The 17,943-nt window shown below is 41.1% G+C and carries 14 protein-coding genes and 1 pseudogene; 1 reads left to right on the top strand and 14 read right to left on the bottom strand.

The features are described 5' to 3' along the window. Positions 1-95 precede the first annotated feature (95 nt). The 14 genes and pseudogenes from K5Q29_RS07995 to K5Q29_RS07930 all read right to left on the bottom strand — a co-directional run bounded on the left by K5Q29_RS07995 (position 96) and on the right by K5Q29_RS07930 (position 17,114). On the bottom strand, positions 96-5,090 hold the full coding sequence (locus K5Q29_RS07995; protein ID WP_221877092.1) for an InlB B-repeat-containing protein: 4,995 nt from the start codon (positions 5,088-5,090) through the stop codon (positions 96-98). Between the two features lie 49 nt (positions 5,091-5,139). Then, the gene (lepB, locus tag K5Q29_RS07990; protein ID WP_044758538.1) at positions 5,140-5,730 is read right to left on the bottom strand and encodes a signal peptidase I; all 591 of its coding nucleotides are present in this window, start codon (positions 5,728-5,730) and stop codon (positions 5,140-5,142) included. Next, entirely contained in the window at positions 5,723-5,983 is a 261-nt protein-coding gene (locus K5Q29_RS07985; RefSeq protein WP_044761881.1) for a DNA repair protein, read from the bottom strand. Before K5Q29_RS07985 ends, lepB begins: the two co-directional genes overlap by 8 nt. A 712-nt stretch (positions 5,984-6,695) precedes the next feature. Then, positions 6,696-6,944, bottom strand: a complete 249-nt coding sequence (locus K5Q29_RS07980) for a DUF3165 family protein (protein WP_004194480.1) — start codon at positions 6,942-6,944, stop codon at positions 6,696-6,698. A gap of 17 nt (positions 6,945-6,961) precedes the next feature. Further along, positions 6,962-8,809: a translational GTPase TypA gene (typA, locus tag K5Q29_RS07975; protein WP_105139510.1), complete on the bottom strand. Its 1,848-nt coding sequence runs from the start codon at positions 8,807-8,809 to the stop codon at positions 6,962-6,964. A 132-nt stretch (positions 8,810-8,941) separates the two neighbouring features. Further along, entirely contained in the window at positions 8,942-9,934 is a 993-nt protein-coding gene (gene asnA / locus K5Q29_RS07970; protein WP_105139509.1) for an aspartate--ammonia ligase, read from the bottom strand. Between the two features lie 82 nt (positions 9,935-10,016). After that, complete coding sequence (locus K5Q29_RS07965; RefSeq protein WP_105139508.1) at positions 10,017-11,078, bottom strand: MmcQ/YjbR family DNA-binding protein; 1,062 nt, start codon at positions 11,076-11,078, stop codon at positions 10,017-10,019. After that, positions 11,075-11,368, bottom strand: a pseudogene (locus K5Q29_RS07960) (hypothetical protein); the annotation flags it as partial. The gene K5Q29_RS07965 and the pseudogene K5Q29_RS07960, both read right to left, overlap by 4 nt. A 92-nt stretch (positions 11,369-11,460) precedes the next feature. Then, on the bottom strand, positions 11,461-12,270 hold the full coding sequence (locus K5Q29_RS07955; RefSeq protein WP_105139507.1) for a hypothetical protein: 810 nt from the start codon (positions 12,268-12,270) through the stop codon (positions 11,461-11,463). A 57-nt stretch (positions 12,271-12,327) separates the two neighbouring features. Next, on the bottom strand, positions 12,328-14,979 hold the full coding sequence (locus K5Q29_RS07950) for a valine--tRNA ligase (protein WP_105139506.1): 2,652 nt from the start codon (positions 14,977-14,979) through the stop codon (positions 12,328-12,330). Between the two features lie 117 nt (positions 14,980-15,096). Next, positions 15,097-15,669: a shikimate kinase gene (locus tag K5Q29_RS07945; RefSeq protein WP_105139505.1), complete on the bottom strand. Its 573-nt coding sequence runs from the start codon at positions 15,667-15,669 to the stop codon at positions 15,097-15,099. Then, on the bottom strand, positions 15,666-16,055 hold the full coding sequence (locus K5Q29_RS07940; RefSeq protein ID WP_105139504.1) for a VOC family protein: 390 nt from the start codon (positions 16,053-16,055) through the stop codon (positions 15,666-15,668). The genes K5Q29_RS07945 and K5Q29_RS07940 overlap by 4 nt, the downstream gene beginning before the upstream one ends. Positions 16,056-16,294: 239 nt before the next feature. Continuing rightward, on the bottom strand, positions 16,295-16,681 hold the full coding sequence (locus K5Q29_RS07935) for a helix-hairpin-helix domain-containing protein (RefSeq protein ID WP_105139503.1): 387 nt from the start codon (positions 16,679-16,681) through the stop codon (positions 16,295-16,297). A 178-nt stretch (positions 16,682-16,859) separates the two neighbouring features. Continuing rightward, the gene (locus K5Q29_RS07930; RefSeq protein WP_002943432.1) at positions 16,860-17,114 is read right to left on the bottom strand and encodes a DUF1912 family protein; all 255 of its coding nucleotides are present in this window, start codon (positions 17,112-17,114) and stop codon (positions 16,860-16,862) included. Positions 17,115-17,323: 209 nt separating this feature from the next. On the opposite strand from K5Q29_RS07930, the gene K5Q29_RS07925 reads away from it, so the two are divergent. Continuing rightward, the coding region (locus K5Q29_RS07925) for a helix-turn-helix domain-containing protein (RefSeq protein ID WP_221877089.1) at positions 17,324-17,943 on the top strand (620 nt) is incomplete at its 3' end.

Here is a 17,943-nt window from a genome sequence, read left to right as displayed (position 1 = left end):
TCTTTTTCCTTTTTCATTTTTTATTAAGGAGAAGCAGACATGAAATCCTGCAACTCCCATTGTGATACTTTAATTATATAAGCGTGAAATCAGTCCTAGGACCTCTTTTCCCGATTACGTTGAACAAACAGATGCATCAAATATGAGATGACTATGAGGACAAGACCAGAAAGAATAAACCACTTCTGTCCATCTCCACCTGTGCTTGGCAAGGCTCTGCCCTGCTCATTGGCCACTTGGATGCGATGGCTGGCATCACCACTAACCTTGGTAAGCGTTGCTCGTTCTGGACTAGCATCATTGCCCGCTTCATCAGACAAGGCAACAGTGTAGAAGGAAGATGTTTTATCTTCGTTAAAGTTTTCCTTGATGCTGAAGTAGATATAACTATCCAAGACAATAAAACCATCAGGTGCTGCCAATTCTTGCAGACGGTAGCGACCTGCTTCTAAGCCTACCGGTATCTGAATACCATCTTTGCTGGTAATGGCAAATTCCTGCGCCCCATCTAACTGAGCCCAGTTCAAACCATCCCACTTGGTCAATTCAAACTTGCCACCTGCAAGAGATTTCCAATTTTCATCTGTCTTGGTAATGTTAAGCGTTTCAAGAATTGTCAACATTCCAAACTCATCTGTAATCTCGTAATTGCTGAGCTTTGTGCCCTCTTTTGCTTTATAAGTAAAGCTATTGGCTCTTCTACCTGGATTAGTTAGGCTTGCAAAATCAGAGAAGTCAACACCTTCGCCTTGGACGAAGCCATCATAGCTAACACCCTCTGGAGTCATCACACTAACTTCTTGTGCTGTCAGTTCTGTTCCATCATATGCTTTTTCTTTCGTAGCTGACGTTAACATTAGCTTACGCGGATTGATGGTAATCTTGCCGTCTTTAGCTAAGAAAGTAACCTCAAAATTATCATTTGTATTAACAAATTTATTTTGTAAGGCAAAGGTATAAGCTCCTACATCTTTTTTGGTCATTTCAATTTCTGAACCCGTATAGTGAATATAGGACTCTTTATAGAGGCTATCAGAAATTGAGTTTACCTTGTAGTCGACAGTAGACGCTTTGCCATCATAGATTTTTTCAATCGTTTGACTTCCAATCTCTACTGTAACCGGACGTTTTTTAACTGTCAGAGAACTGTCAAGATAGGTAATCTCATAATAATCGGTATGATTTTTACCATCAGCAGTTGTTATGACAACTGATTTTGGTTTCGCATTTGATGAGCCGACATCAGTCTGACTTCCCTCAAAATCAATAGCAGTCAACCTATCCCCGCTAGCTAGAGATGTTGAATAACCAGATTTTAAATCATCTATTCCTGATAGTTTCAACGGCTCGCCATCGTAGACTTTCTCTCTTGGTTGACCTTCAAGTATCAGATTTTTCTTATAATAAAGATTAATCGTCCGCTTATCTGGTCTTCTGATACGATAGATTGATTTATCTACGTTGTTCTCGTTATCTTTTGATGTTGAGAAGGTATACCCTTGAATCTCCTTACGATTTAGGATATAGGTATCACCTTTCTTCTTGTACTCTACCAGAGGGTCTTGCCCGGAAATAGGGTTGCCATCCATATCAAGATAATTAACTGTGATGGTCGCAAACTCATAAGGTAGATAGTAGAAAGTAATGACATTGTTGGCTGAGTTTGTTGTCAGAGTAAGACTCAAGACATTATTTTGAGGATAGTATCCTGTTCCTACACCCTTGGCTACAGCCTTAGCAACAATCATGTTAGCCTCAGCTTCCAGATGGTCTTCTGGCAACAATACTGTGTTGTTACTGTCGTTATCATCTCCATCCTTAAGGAGGTAACGAACGGTATATGGTATTTTTGCTGTCCTATCACTGTAATAGAAAATAATCTCATTATTGTCATAGGTTAAATCAAGGATCTTACTGCTAGCATCTGGTCTGTAGCCTGTGATGGCTAAAGCATTTTCTTTGATGGTCTGATGTAATTCAAGTGCTGGACTCTCAATGACCTTGTCTGCTGCTAATTTATTATTAGTAGTAGCGTCTACGTACTTAACCGTATACTTGAGAGGTTGAGGTTTCCAGCGAGCATAAAGTGTGATATTTTCTGTGACTGGCTTAGACCAGACATAGCGCTCCCCACCTTCTTTAGCTGTAAACCAACCGTCAAAGTCATAGTGAGCTCTGGTCGGATCAGCAACAACTGTCGCAGTTTTCTTCTTTTCAACTGTTTGAGTCTCTGGTGCTGTACCTTCACCACCATTTAGGTCAAAGCTAACCGTCATGTTTGGAGCCACCCACTTAGCGTAGAGCACTAAGTTGTTTGATGGCATTTTATCAAATGTGTATGCCTCAGTAAGATTGGAATCAGTATACCAACCACCCCAGGTATAGTCAGCATCAACTCCAGCTGGCCGACTTGGTGTGTAGTTGTAGGTTGCACTATTGATATTAGCATCAAAGAGAACATTCTCAGTAGTTTTTAGCTTGGTACTACCATAGTAGTAATCAATATCGAAACTATCACGCTTGTAGTAAAAACGGTAATGATCATACAATTTTATACCATTGTTTAGTGTAGCATAATGTCCAGAATGATTATCATAACCTGGCGGAACAGTAGAAATAACTTGATAACCCATAATTGTTTTTGCATTGAGTGGCGAATTTTGTCCACCATTTAAGCTCTGACTATGTTCAGATAATACATAGACATTTGGATTATCTGCTGACTGCAAGTAATAGTCAACCCTTTTTGTTTTTAAGGAACTTTCCCAATGCCCTGTTACGACAACTTCATGATTAGCATTTGCTGTTGTAATCATATCGGTTGTAAGTGTAGGTCTACGAGTCACATTATAAGTATTACTGTCTGAGAAAGTCCATCCTCTAAATTTCATAGAATCGTATTTCTCAAGTGTACCATTTCCTATGCGCAACATCTGATAAACTTCATCCGCACCTGATGGCCAAAGATTCAAAATATCTTGTCCAACAACTACATCCCTAATCTTGTATTGAGTTCCAGTATAAGTACCGCCACCTTTTTCAATTTGCCCATAATATGTGTAGAATCCCAATGTCGAATTCCGATTGATATCAAAAGTTAAAGTATATCTAATCAAACTATAATAGACTTTGAGTACAGACTGACCATCTGAATTGATTTCAATGGATGAACTAGCATTACTACCATATCTTGTTTCGCGTTCATAGCCCAAAGGAACATTAGACATTTCTGGAGCAGTACTTGCTTGAATTGTTGTACCAACTTGTCCAGTCCGTTTGATTGAACTGTCATACACGTAGAGCGGCTCTTCTTTGCCATCATATACTTCTTTATAGTAAGCAATGACATAGTTAACCGTATCAGCCTTCCACTTAGCATAGAGCGTCTTGTTCTTATCTAAAGCAACTGAGCCACTAATAGGGCTTCCTGTTAAATTAGCATTATCATACCAACCATCAAACGTGTAACCTTCTCTAGTTGGGATTGTCGTTGTCAGATTGACCTTGGCATTGTAGAGTCCAGTTTGTGGTGGGATGTAAGACCCTCCATTAGTATTGTAGGAAAGTGTATACTCTTTACGAGTGTAATAAACATCAATCTCTTGTCCACTTGATCTTGTCAATTCAAGAGAATCTGTCTTTTCAAAATTTGCATAAGTATAATTGCGAACCTCTGGTCTAATCGTAGACCCGATAATGCCGTAGTAGGTTCCTGACTCAATATCTGTGTAACCTTCCCCATCCAAATCTTTCAGCTTGTAGCGAACCTTGTATTCGGAATCATAGGGGATATAAGCAACCTTAATGGTCAGCGCATTATCTACATTCCCATCTTCTTTGTCTAGTCTCGCCAAATCTTCAGACTGTATGTCTATGATGGGTCTACTGGTGTAGTAAATGGCGTCTGTCGCAAATCCACTTTCTGCCCCACTTTTAATCTCAGTGGATACAGGTGTCGTGATGCGATAAGGCATGTCTTCCGCCTCTAGCTCATAGACTTCTGTTTCAAAGGTAATGTCTTGACCCGAAACAACGTTATTATAAAAATACTGAATCGTTACTTTATAGATTGAGATTGAGGCAAATTCTGCTTCCACAATCATATCTCGAGTAACTAGGGTGTCAGCAGTAACAACTTCATTTGTCTCTTTGTCACGCCAACCAATAAAGCGATAGCCAGCACGGAAGGGTTCCTCAGGAAGCGTTTCTACTTTTGCTCCCTCTTTTTTATCAACCAGACTCGAAACTGTCTGCTCCTGTCCATTTGAATCCAGAGCTGTAAAAGTTACTTTATAGTACTCTGCCCCAACGACACCATAATCAGAGAAGGAGTCCGCGTCAAAGCTAATTTCGGACACCTGATTGTTTTCTTCGTTGGTTTCAACTTCTGGGACAACTTCTGCCTTATTAGCTGTTTGAAAATGAACAGCCTCGACCTTAGTTTCCTCTTTAAGTTTGATATTACTATCTGTTTTGATTTGAATGGAAATTGGCGCTTCTGGCTGAATTTCCTTGCCATCATGCACAAAGCTTATGTCAAAGAACCTTGCAAACGTTAAAGCACGAGCTCCCAGAGTAGCCTTGGCTTTATTAAAGCGAGATTTATAGGTATCTGTCCCCGCCTCAATTTCTTTAACCTTCAGTTCCACTCCTTTTGGCATTTTTGCAGAAGCATCAAATCTAGCGATAACTTCATAATCTTTGCCTTTATGAACAAACTCTGTCACTTCAGTTATTACTTGTTGATCAACCTTTGTGGTTTCAGTTGTCTGGGTTTCCGAAGAAAGCTCCGTTGTCGATGTCACACTTGTTGTCATGCTTGTTTGCTCTATTGCAGAGCTTTCTTCAACCATCTGACTAGCAGCCTCCGTCACTTCTACTGGAGTTTCTTCATTACCTTGTATTTCAGTAGTTGTCTCTGAGCTGCTGATACCCGATAGTTGGCTAGCTTTATTAGATTCCAGTGTCAGAGCTGGTAAAATCAATGCATATGTTGTTACAAATACAACCACAACAGCTGCAAAATTAACAAATTTTCTATATTTTTTCTGCCATAAAGATAATCTTTTAAACTTAAAATTATTTTGCATGTTCCTCCCCCTAAATTGCTTTAAGTATCTAACTTTAAGTTCATCATTTTTAATCAATTACTCCCATCTCTGTCAAAGGCCATACTCTAAAAACCAATTTACCAACAATCTGTTCATTAGAGACTGTACCAATAGCGTTGTTTCGCGAATCAATGGACTCTTTCCGGTTATCTCCCATGACAAAGATTCGATTTTCCGGTACCTGATAGGGAAACTCAATATCTGTATGACCATAATCCCTATTTGCCAAATATGGCTCGTCCAATCTTTGATTATTGACATAAACGTTCCCTTGTTTATCCATATCCACCCAATCCCCAGCTTCAGCGATGACGCGCTTGACCAGAATATTGTTATTGTAATAAAAAGCAACAACATCACTGCTTTCAAAATCATTGCTCTTTACTGATACAACGATGTCCCCACTATTCAGGGTTCCTTTCATTGAATCTCCGTATATTCTCAAAATAGGCAAAAATAATACAGCGATTAGTATTGCAAATGCTGCAACTACTACCAACATAAACACTGTACTTTTCACTGTCCTCCAAAATGTATGTCTATATCTTTCATGCTGATATAGCTCTTTTAATTCTGAAGTTTTTGGAAGTTCCTTTCCCCTAAGGTTTGAACTATTCATGAACATCACCAATTTTGTTTTTCAAATTATAGAGATATAGATCAGCAGCTTTTTGCGCTTCTTCAAAAATATTAGTCAGTCTCATTGAAGCTTCCGCTATGGAGCCAGATTGACTAATCATAATTCTTCTATCAGCCAACTCTGTTTTAATCTTCTCAAGTTGATTTCTCAAGCAATCAATCTCTTCACTTTGAGCCAACATAATCTCATATAACTCAATTCGCTTTAATTTCCGAAGATCTTTTACATCCATCTGCGTTCCCTCTCTTTTACTAAAATATTATACAATTAAGTTAAGGCACAACTTAATAACAATACTTGGTATTTTACTATAGTTTCCATTTATTGTCTAGTAATATGAGTTTTCTAAGGGAAAACTGTTAGCAATATTTTATAAAACGAATCCCTCTCATTTAGGTGTTAATGGCTAATATAGTTATTTAATTTGTCTTTAATTACTTTAATGTATGGATGTCTTTCCCGCTTCCGTCAATTATAGAGATCAGCTTCGGACTGTAAAACGCAAATTGCTAAGATGTTGACAAAAGTTGGCGGCGGCAGCTCATTGCCTTGTATGGTCGAATGAATTAGCTTTCAGACAAGGAACCGAGGTGCAGGTAGCTAGAACAGCCTAGAGGCTGTTCTAGGTTGGAAATAAGACTTGCGAAACAAGTCACTTTCGTAGAGTACGGCAAGCCGAAAGTGGCGATGTATCAGAGTTAATTTAAATGACTGTACTAAGAACTTGCTATTTTGGGTTTTGGGGATTTCATTGAGTATTAAAATTTATCTACATAAAAACACCTTGAAAATGCGCTTGTCATTTATTATAAATAACGAGAGCTTCTTCAAGATGTATCACAGAATATAATTTCTTTAGCTAATAGATTGCCACTACTGTCCAAAAAGCTGGATAAAATTCCTTAGTAATATCGTATTACGGTATTCAAAAATCAAAGACTCTGCTAAAATTTTGTATCGTCATTTAATTGATAAATATCCCGCATCGCCCAAAAACCAATCAGAATCATTAGTAGACCAACCCAAATTTCCTTTGGAAATTGCATGATTCTTAAAAATCCAAGTACCAAGGCAATCGCTAATGCTACCAGTAAAAATACTGCCGCAATCAAATTCATAGTCCCCTTAATATTGCGAGGTGCAATAAAAATATAAAAAAGTACTAACATGATGGCAAGGATTAAATAAAACATGCTTCTTCTCCTAGAAATTATTCCTCAGTCGCTAATTTTTTCTTCTTCGCAGCCTTATCACGCTCTGCCTTGTTCAAGATTTGCTTACGAAGACGGATAGATTCCGGCGTTACTTCCATGTATTCATCATCGTTCAAGAATTCTAGTGATTCTTCAAGAGTCAAGATACGCGGTGTCTTAATCACAGACGTTTGGTCTTTGGTAGCTGAACGAACGTTGGTCATTTGTTTAGCAGTTGTGATGTTAACTGTCAAGTCATTGTCACGTGAGTTTTCACCGATAATCATTCCTTCGTACACTTCAGTACCTGGGTTGACAAAGATCGTTCCACGCTCTTCAATACGCATGATAGAGTATGTCGTTGCCTTACCTTGGTCGATAGAGACAAGGGCACCACGGTGACGACCACCGATTTCACCTTGAACAACAGGCAAGTATTGGTCGAAAGTATGGTTCATGATACCGTAACCACGAGTCATTGAAAGGAATTCTGTTGAATAACCAATCAAACCACGCGCAGGCACAAGGAAAACAAGACGAGTTTGACCATTTCCTGTCGCAACCATATCCAACATATCACCCTTACGCTCAGATAGGGATTGGATAACAGAACCTTGGTATTCTTCTGGAGTATCGATTTGCACGCGCTCGAATGGCTCCATTTTCACGCCGTCGATTTCCTTGATGATAACTTCTGGACGTGATACTTGAAGCTCATAGCCTTCACGACGCATGGTTTCAATCAAAATAGACAGGTGCAATTCACCACGACCCGAAACAGTCCATTTATCTGGAGAGTCAGTAGGGTCAACACGGAGAGAAACATCCGTTTGCAACTCAGCCAAAAGGCGCTCTTCAATCTTGCGAGATGTCACCCATTTACCTTCACGACCAGCAAATGGTGAGTTGTTCACCAAGAAAGTCATTTGAAGAGTAGGCTCATCGATACGAAGAACTGGAAGTGCCTCAACTGCATCTGTCGGAGTCACAGTTTCACCAACGAAGATGTCTTCCATACCAGAAACGGCAATCAAATCACCAGCTTTTGCTTCTTGGATTTCTTTACGCTCAAGACCGAAGAAACCGAACAATTTCGTAACACGGAAGTTTTTCGTTGTGCCATCTAGTTTAGAAAGGGTAACTTGGTCACCAACTTTAACAGTACCACGGAAGACACGACCGATACCGATACGACCCACGAAGTCATTGTAGTCCAAAAGTGATACTTGGAACTGCAATGGCTCATCTGAGTTATCCACTGGTGCAGGGATATGCTCGATGATGGTATCAAAGATTGGTGCCATTGTTTCTTCTTGGTCTGCTGGATTGTCAGACAAAGATGAAGTACCGTTGATAGCTGATGCGTAAACCACTGGGAATTCCAACTGGTCATCATCTGCACCCAATTCGATGAAGAGTTCAAGCACTTCATCTACAACTTCTTCTGGACGAGCAGATGGTTTGTCAATCTTGTTGACAACGACGATTGGTGTCAAGTTTTGTTCAAGGGCTTTTTTCAATACGAAACGAGTCTGTGGCATAGTCCCTTCGTAAGCATCCACGACAAGCACAACACCGTCAACCATTTTCATGATACGCTCAACCTCACCACCGAAGTCCGCGTGTCCTGGTGTATCCATGATGTTGATACGAGTACCGTTATAAGCTACGGCAGTATTTTTTGCAAGGATGGTAATACCACGCTCTTTTTCGATGTCATTTGAGTCCATGGCACGCTCATCCAATTGCGTACGCTCATCAAGCGTTTGGGATTGTTTCAATAATTCATCAACGAGGGTTGTTTTTCCGTGGTCAACGTGGGCAATAATGGCTACGTTGCGGATGTCTTCTCTAAGTTTTGTCATAATATCCTCTGTATATTTTAATTTAACTAAAAAAGTATATCATAGATTGGCGTAAAAATCACAGATAATCTTGTTGTAAATGTTTTCAGATAGCAGATTGAAAGCAGAAGAAAAGAGATTGAAGTCAATCTCTTATAAAATGTTCTCAAAATTATCGCGCACTTCTTGTGGCCAAACGCTTGACTGCACTTCACCGATATGTTTCTTACGAAGCAAGAACATGGCCAAACGGGATTGACCGATACCACCACCAATCGAAAGCGGGAAGAGACCATTCAAAAGGGCACGATGCCAATCAAATTCCAAACGGTCCTCGTCGCCTGTAATAGCAACCTGGCGCTTAAGCGCTTCTTCATCCACACGAATCCCCATTGAGGACAACTCAAATGCTGAACCAAGCGTCTCATTCCAAACCAAGATATCTCCATTGAGTCCTTTGTAGCCTGCTTCTGATGGGCTTGTCCAGTCATCATAGTCTGGGGCGCGTCCATCATGTGGTTTACCATCTGCCAGTTCACCACCGATACCGATTAGGAAAACTGCGCCGTATTCTTTGGCAACCACATTCTCACGCTCTTTTGGTGTCAAGTCTGGGAAGTTCTTGACCAAATCCTCCGTGTGGATAAAGGTGATTTTCTTAGGCAAAACAGACTCAATATCATAACGAGCTTCAACTGCCAATTCGGTCAGACGGATAGCCTTGTAAATCTGCTCCACTGTTTCTTTCAAGTAAGCTAAATTCCGACGACCATCAGGGATGACCTTCTCCCAGTCCCATTGATCCACATACACCGAGTGAATGGGATCCAAGGAATCCTCGTCAGGACGAAGAGCCTTCATGTGAACAAAGAGCCCTTCTCCCTCATTAAAACCGAATCGAGCCAAGGTATGACGCTTCCACTTAGCAAGCGAGTGAACCACTTCATAGGTCGCATCTGGAATCAACTTCACATTAACAGTAACCGCATTCTCCACACCGGATAAATTATCCTGCATACCATCCCCGACACGACTCAAAATCGGTCCTTGCACTTCTACGATTTCTAGCTTGTCTTTCAAATACTGGGTGAATGTATTTTTGACGAAAGAAATCTCCTCTTGCTGATGAATGAAGCTTTTCTTCATACCTTACCTCCTTAAATTTATACACCCTATTATACTCTTTTTTACCTACTTGTAAAGTCTTTTTATTAAATATTCTGATAATTTAATGGAGGTTTTTCACTTCGGATGTCAGTACTTCTATCACACCCTCTGTCAAGCGTCTCGGACCACGCACCGCCCTGACTCCCAAATCCATCATGCGCGCTCTCGGCAAAACATTATCGGAAAACTGAGCGAGCAATTCCACCTGCATCAGTTTCTTTTCTGTAGGAATGTCTGATTCACCCTGATTTTCTAAATTTGCTCCTAAGACACGACAAACATAACGAATAGCCTGTACAGGCGCCGTCACGTAGATGGCTACGATGTCCCCAGCTTGAATGGTTGATTTTTGCGGCCAATAGACTACCTTATTTTCCGCAAACTCGGTATCAATATCATAGACCTTTGGATTGGCTGGAATAACCCAGTAATCAGGCCCTTGATCCGCCTTGTAGGATTTTGGTCCTACTAGATAGCGGCTCTTCTCAAGGAGGGCCAAAACCATCTGGTCCTCCACAGTCTCATCCAGCAAGACTGATACCCAGGCCTTCTTTGACATATGGTAGGCAGGGTAGATGCCCGACTGACTCAGCAGCTCTGCTATTTCCCGACCATCGACCTTTAGATTGACGATTTCCACCTGCTCTTGGTCAGCGCTCCCATCCAGTTGTCCTCGCTTGACCTGAGTCACCAAAGCGTACCACTTATTATTGAAGGGATGGCGAAAAGCACCTGTCTCAGGCGACTTGGTAAAGGGATAATCAGGTAGGTCACCCCACTTCTCCTTGATGAGCTGGGCTATGCGGTTGCTTTGGTATTTGGAAAATGGCAGAGCGACACAACAAGCCTCCTCTACCCGATCCAAAATAGACTGATAAGCCTCACGCACCTGCCCCACAAATGCCCCAGCTGGCGCAGTCACCAGATGGGCGGTATAGACCTCCTCCATCTCACAATCCCAGACAAAGGACGACAGCTGACCAGCCTCGTCAACCTCCACCACCGCCTCAAACTGCCCCTCCATGAACACCTCACGGTAGATGTAACGATTGTTGGAGAGGATAAAACCGAAAGGGATGAGGGAGGGGAGGTGGACCTTTAGTTTGCTATTTATATTTGTCATTTTTTTCCTTTTCTACTAACCCAGCCAATCGCATCTGCTGGTGGATTTTCCGTATCAATCCAGATGAATTCGATACCGATTTCACCATTTTTGAATTTGGTTAATCGAATACCATTTATTTCCAGAGATTCTAATTTTTTCCCTGTCAGTACCTCACGCTCAGCTAGTTGGAAAACACCTCTTAACAACCACTCTCCAAGAATATCTTGTTTGTTAACCGACTGAATAGCCTTACCTGATTCTTGGTTGATATAGGCTTGGATGGCATCGCCTGAAGATAGAAAGCGGAGTGCAAGACAATAGACTCGCTCATTTCCATAAAACCAAAGCACCCTCAGTCAGGCCGTTCACTATTCCGTATCAGGAAGCTTTACAACATCTTCTAATTGATAAAGAAATTTACCAAGATAACTATTATAGGAGGAATTAAAGTACAAATGGTTTGAAAGTAATTCACCACTCTGCTTTTATAGGAAGCTTGATATTTCCGCTCTAAACCAGCTAGCCTATAAACAAAAATACTTAACGAGAAGAAAATACTCAAAATAACAATAATATAAATTATAATTGCTATAGCAATGTTCAATTTATCTAGTACATTATTGTTCAAAAATGCTAAAGCAAAAATATAGGAAATAATATTTATAAAAAAGCCAATAATAGATGATTTTTTATATTTTTGAATGATATACTTGGAAAATATTAAAATTGAATATGAGCAAAGCATAGCAAAAGAATTATTAATAGTTTTATTTAAAGCCATCATCAAAACATTTGCTAATAAACTGAATTCCCGATTTCTTAAACTTTCAAACAGAGAAGGAATTGTTGCATTATTTGTTTCTAGAACCATATAAGTATTGAATCCAAACAATATTAATATAAAGATAATTGACAAATTATATAATATTTTGGCTAAAAATTTCAAATTCTCAAGTCTTTCCTCATTAAATTTATCAATTTCTTTCTTTTGTACTGTATTTATATTTTGAGAATTATTTATTACGATATTCCCATTTTGCACATTTACATCTTTTAAATCAATTTGAGAATTATTGGTATTACGGTAGTTATTTACAATATTCTCCACTGCTTTTTTGTCCGCCAAGTCTTTACAAATCTGATAAACAAAAGACAGCACTGGTATACCATATGTGATAAATACAATTAAGATGTTCATAATATTTTTCATTTGTCTCCTAACATTCTTTTTATCTCATAAAAACTATATAAAATTATATTCTGTAACTTACCCCACCAACTTCTTCATCTCTTCAATCCGTCCTACTGTCGCATCATACTTAGCTTGGTAGTCGGCTTGTTTTTCTTTTTCTTTTTCAACGACTTCTGGTTTGGCGTTGGCGACGAAGCGTTCGTTGCTGAGTTTTTTTCCGACCATATCTAGTTCTTTTTGCCACTTGGCAAGTTCTTTGTCTAGACGAGCTAACTCTTCTTCTACATTGAGAAGGTCGGCGAGTGGCAAGAAGATTTCAGCACCGGTGATAACAGCTGACATAGCTAATTCTGGTGCAGCAATGCTTGAGCTGATTTCCAGATGTTCTGGATTTGTAAAGCGTCGGATATAGTTTTCATTTGACTTGAAAAAGGTTTCAAGCTCGCTATCTGCCGTCTTAATCAAAATGGTAATCGGCTTAGAAGGAGCGACATTGACTTCTGCTCTGCTATTTCGCACCGAACGAATCAGATCCTTAAGGCTTTCCACACCCTTATGGGCTTCCGCATTATCAAATGCTGGGTTGGCCACAGGGTAGGCCGCCACTACGATAGATCCCTCTGCGTACTGAGCGAAGATCTCTTCCGTCACAAACGGCATGATCGGGTGGAGAAGGCGAAGAATTTGGTCCAGCGTGTAGAGAAGGACAGAGCGGGTCATGACTTTCTCAGCCTCGTTGTCGCTGTAAAGCACTTCCTTGGTCAACTCGACATACCAGTTGGCGAACTCTTCCCAGATGAAGTTGTAGAGGATGTGACCAGCCACACCAAACTCGAACTTGTCGAAGTTTTCAGTGACCTTAGCAATGGTTTCGTTGAGGTTGTGGAGAATCCAGCGGTCCGTCACGTTACCAGCCTCACCAGTTGCGACTTTGGCAACATTCTCACGCGCTGCATCCAAGGTCAAGCCTTCATTATTCATGAGGATATAGCGGGAAATGTTCCAAATCTTGTTAATGAAGTTCCAAGACGCGTCCATCTTCTCGTAAGAGAAACGAACATCTTGACCAGGGGCAGAGCCGTTTGACAGGAACCAACGCAAAGCGTCCGCACCGTATTTCTCAATGACATCCATTGGGTCAATCCCGTTGCCGAGCGACTTGGACATCTTACGACCTTCTTCGTCGCGGATCAAACCGTGGATCAGCACGTTCTTGAATGGCTGACGGCCTGTGAACTCAAGCGATTGGAAAATCATCCGCGACACCCAGAAGAAGATGATGTCGTAGCCCGTTACCAAGGTTGAAGTTGGGAAGTAACGCTGGAAGTCCGCCGCATTTTCGTCAGGCCAGCCCATGGTTGAGAATGGCCAAAGGGCAGAGCTGAACCAGGTGTCTAGGACATCCTCATCCTGTACCCAACCGTCACCTGCTGGAGCCTCTTCTCCGACGTACATTTCGCCAGATTCGTTATACCATGCTGGAATCTGATGACCCCACCAAAGCTGACGAGAGATAACCCAGTCATGTACATTTTCCATCCATTGTAGGAAGGTATCGTTGAAGCGTGGTGGGTAAAATTCTACCTTGTCAGCTGTGTCTTGGTTGGCAATGGCATTCTTCGCCAGTTGGTCCATTTTGACAAACCACTGGGTTGACAAGCGTGGCTCGACTACCACACCTGTACGCTCAGAGTGTCCAACAGAATGCACACGGTTTTCGATTTCAACAAGGGCACCCAGTTCTTGTAACTTAGCAACCGTTGCCTTACGAGCTTCAAAACGGTCCATGCCAGCAAATTCGCCTGCCAACTCGTTCATAGTACCGTCGTCGTTCATAACGTTGACTTGTGGCAGATTGTGGCGTTGACCTACGAGGAAGTCATTTGGATCGTGGGCAGGAGTGATTTTCACAACCCCCGTACCGAATTCTGGGTCTGCGTGTTCATCCGCAACGATTGGGATTGGCTTGTTAACGATTGGCAGGATAACGTTTTTGCCAATCAAGTCCTTGTAACGTGGGTCTTCCGGGTTAACCGCCACCGCAACGTCACCGAACATGGTTTCAGGACGGGTTGTAGCAACTTGAAGGGCACGAGAGCCGTCTTCCAACATGTAATTCATGTGGTAGAAGGCACCTTCTACGTCCTTGTGAATAACTTCAATATCTGAAAGAGCTGTGCGAGCCGCTGGGTCCCAGTTGATGATAAATTCGCCACGGTAGATCCAGCCTTTTTTGTAGAGTTCTACAAAGACCTTGCGAACGGCTTTCGACAAGCCTTCGTCCAGCGTGAAGCGGTCACGTTGGTAGTCCAAAGACAGACCCAACTTGCCCCATTGCTCACGAATGGTCGCTGCATATTCATCCTTCCATTCCCAGACTTTATCGAGGAATTTTTCACGACCCAAGTCATAACGGGTCACGCCTTGCTCCCGCAAGCGCTCCTCAACCTTAGCCTGAGTGGCAATCCCCGCGTGGTCCATACCTGGAAGCCAGAGGGTATCAAAGCCCTGCATCCGCTTCTGGCGGATAATGATATCTTGAAGGGTGGTATCCCAAGCGTGTCCCAAGTGCAACTTACCTGTTACGTTTGGCGGCGGAATGACGATCGAATAAGGCTTAGCCTCCGCATCGCCTGACGGCTTAAACACATCTTGGTCCAACCAAGTTTGGTAACGACCAGCCTCAACCTCGGCTGGATTGTATTTTGATGATAATTCTTTTGACATTATTTTTTCTCCTTTAGTATTCTTTAAGAAAATTGGTTTATACTATCTTCAAGCTAGAAATAGCAAAACTTTTCTTTTTCATATAATCTCCTAGAAATAGTCAGTCCTTTGGGCTGGCTATTTCGTTTTTTCTTGCTCAAGCTCTTCCATTTTTTGGATAATCAGTTGAGCTACGTCATTGGCAGAAAGATGGGTATTATTAATTTTATGATAATGGTCAAGTTGCTTCGGCGCAAATTCTGGATTAAAGTTTGCAAACTTCATTGTATCTAAAATATCTTTTTCAGACCACTCAATATTTCTTTTCCAAGGTTTATGTTGCAAACGATTTTCGGTCACATTTCTTCTTAAACGTTCTTGCAGCTCTGTTTCCAATTCAATAAATAGAACAGCTTGATTCCTACTGTGATAAATCTCTTGAATATTCTCTAAAAAAGAAATATCTGCTGGATCATTAAAGTCAATAACAACTGTAAAAATCAAACCCAAATCAGTTTTCGCAGAGGTTTCAAAAAACTTCATACGAATATCATTAATAAGTTCTCTCGCTTCGTCAGACATTGGAAAAAATTTTGTTACGAAATCGATTGATTCATGATTATGAAACAAAACCAAATCAGTTAATTTCTCAACTTCCTGCCCAACGGTCATCTTGCCAGAAGCTTGTGCTCCAATAATAACTAAATTCATGTTACTTCCCCCACCAACTCTATCTTAATCCCATCTGGGTCTTCCAAATAAAGGGCATAGTGTTCTGATCCTCCTGCATGTGGATAGCGGTCGTCGTAGAGCAGTTTGACTCGTCTAGTCAAAAATTCCTGCCGCCACTGGTCAATCTCATCAGGTGTGCCCACATGAAAAGCTAGATGATTGAGACCTGTACGGCACCGGTGATAACCTGCCTCTAGGAATTCCTGTGGTGTTTGGACAAAGACCAGGTATTGCTCTGCTTTTTTATAAGATAGCCCTTCCTCCCACTCCTGATAGAGCGAGTAGCCCAGCTTAGTCAGGAGAAAGTCGTAAAATGCACGCGAAGTTTCCAAGTCAGAAACGTAAATTTCAACATGATGTAGCATATTTCTCCTTTCCAAATAAAAATCCTGCCTAGACTTGCTAGACAGGGACGAAGTTATTCCGCGGTACCACCCTTGTTCAGATAATTTATCTGCACTTTGCTTATTCGATTCACATCATCAGCAACCAGTTTTGACATTTGTGCGGATTTCTCAGTACCACCGCTTCCTGTGACAAATGGGGCTCAAAACACCTCTGAATGGCTTTATTGTAACAAATTGCACCTTGAAAAGCAAGGGATTTAAGCTTTCAACTCAATCCCTTTTTCTTTCAACTGCTTGATGGTTGCAGGACCGATGCCTTTAAGAGCCAAGAGCTCTTTTTCTGTATGGTTTGCAAAATCAGCCACAGATTGAATACCTGCTTCGTAGAAGGTTTCCAAACGTGCTGCCGCAATGCCTTCCAACTCAGGAAGTGCCAAAAAATCTTCCAATGAAGTCGCTGAAGAAGTCACCTCTGCTACAACTTCTTTCACTTGTTCCACAGCATGCTCTACTACAGCCTCAGCCTTTTGAGCAACTGTCTCTACTACCTCTGCTGCTCTTTCAAGACCTACACGACCTGCACGTTTCAAGTCTGCTAATTGTTTTTTCAATTGTTTTTTTCGATTTACTTTTTTCTTTGCCATGTTAACCCCTTTCTCCTTAGAACCTGTACTCACAAGTAAAGTACCTATATATAAGAAATAGTTTTTCGCTAATCAAGGCCGTTTTTTGAGGAAATACTGACTGTATTTTGAAAAAAACAACGATGAATAGCTGAAGAACTAGCCTTAGATAGAAATGCTGAACTGTGAATATAGTTTCTTAATAATGCCTTTGACCAAACAACTCATCTGGTAAATCATGAAAACCTTTGCCAGCGTGGTAGTTGGCAAATTTCCCTTGAATGAATCGATAGGCATCCAACTTGCTCTCATAACGAATATAAGCATCCGCTGCACGCTCATCTTTATCTTCTTCCAAGACACGACGACTTTCTTCAACCGCCATTTCATTTACCATGACCTGAGTGTTGACCCAAGCTTCAAATTCTTTTAAAAATTCTTGTTCTTTTGTCATTATTTTCCTCTTTCGCCTGCTTCGATTGAAACACACCGGTTTATTATACCATATTTTCTAGAAAACACAAGAAAACCCTAACTGTAACACAGTTAGAGTCCCCATTAGTAAATTCCCAAAGTAAGTTCTAGTCTGTCTTAAAAACTGGAAACTAGAATGAGACAAAGAAATAAGGTAGAACTTACTATGGGACAAGTTGGTAATCGACAATGAAAAACAAACACTTAACTCTCTCTGATCGCAACGATATTCAAATAGGAATTGAACAACTTAAGCCCTTCTCGGCTATCGCTACTAAGCTAGGAAAAGACCCGTCCACAATCTCAAAAGAAGTTCGGAGAAATAGGCTGATAAAAGAGAACTCTAGTACCTCCAATTGTGAGACCTGCCCTCTACTCAAAAAGGCTCCCTACGTTTGTAATGCCTGTCCGAAAAAGAGAAGCAACTGCGGATACCAGAAACAGTTCTACTACGCAAAAAGAGCTCAGCTTGATTATGAAGCTAAGCTCTCAGAGTCGAGAACAGGTGTTGCCCTAAACAAGGAAGAATTCTATCGCATGGACGAAATTGTCTCTTCTGCCATCAAAAAAGGACAACACCTCAACCACATCATCGCCTCAAATGAACTTTCGGCATCCAGAGCTTCTATCTACCGATACCTTGAAAAAGGCTATCTTTCCACAAAACCCATTGATTTCCCATGTGTCGTGAAATTTAGAAAACGGAGAACCAGAAACCTCCAACCCATTCCTAAATCTGCCAGAGAAGGACGATCCTACGAGGACTTCCAACGCTTTCTCACAAAAGAAGGCATCAGCTATTGGCTGGA

This window comes from Streptococcus sp. 2018037, assembly GCF_019754195.1.
Taxonomy (GTDB): Bacteria; Bacillota; Bacilli; order Lactobacillales; family Streptococcaceae; genus Streptococcus; species Streptococcus hashimotonensis.
The sequence above is the reverse complement of the archived record's forward strand: the minus strand, read 5'-3'. Positions and strand labels throughout refer to the sequence as shown.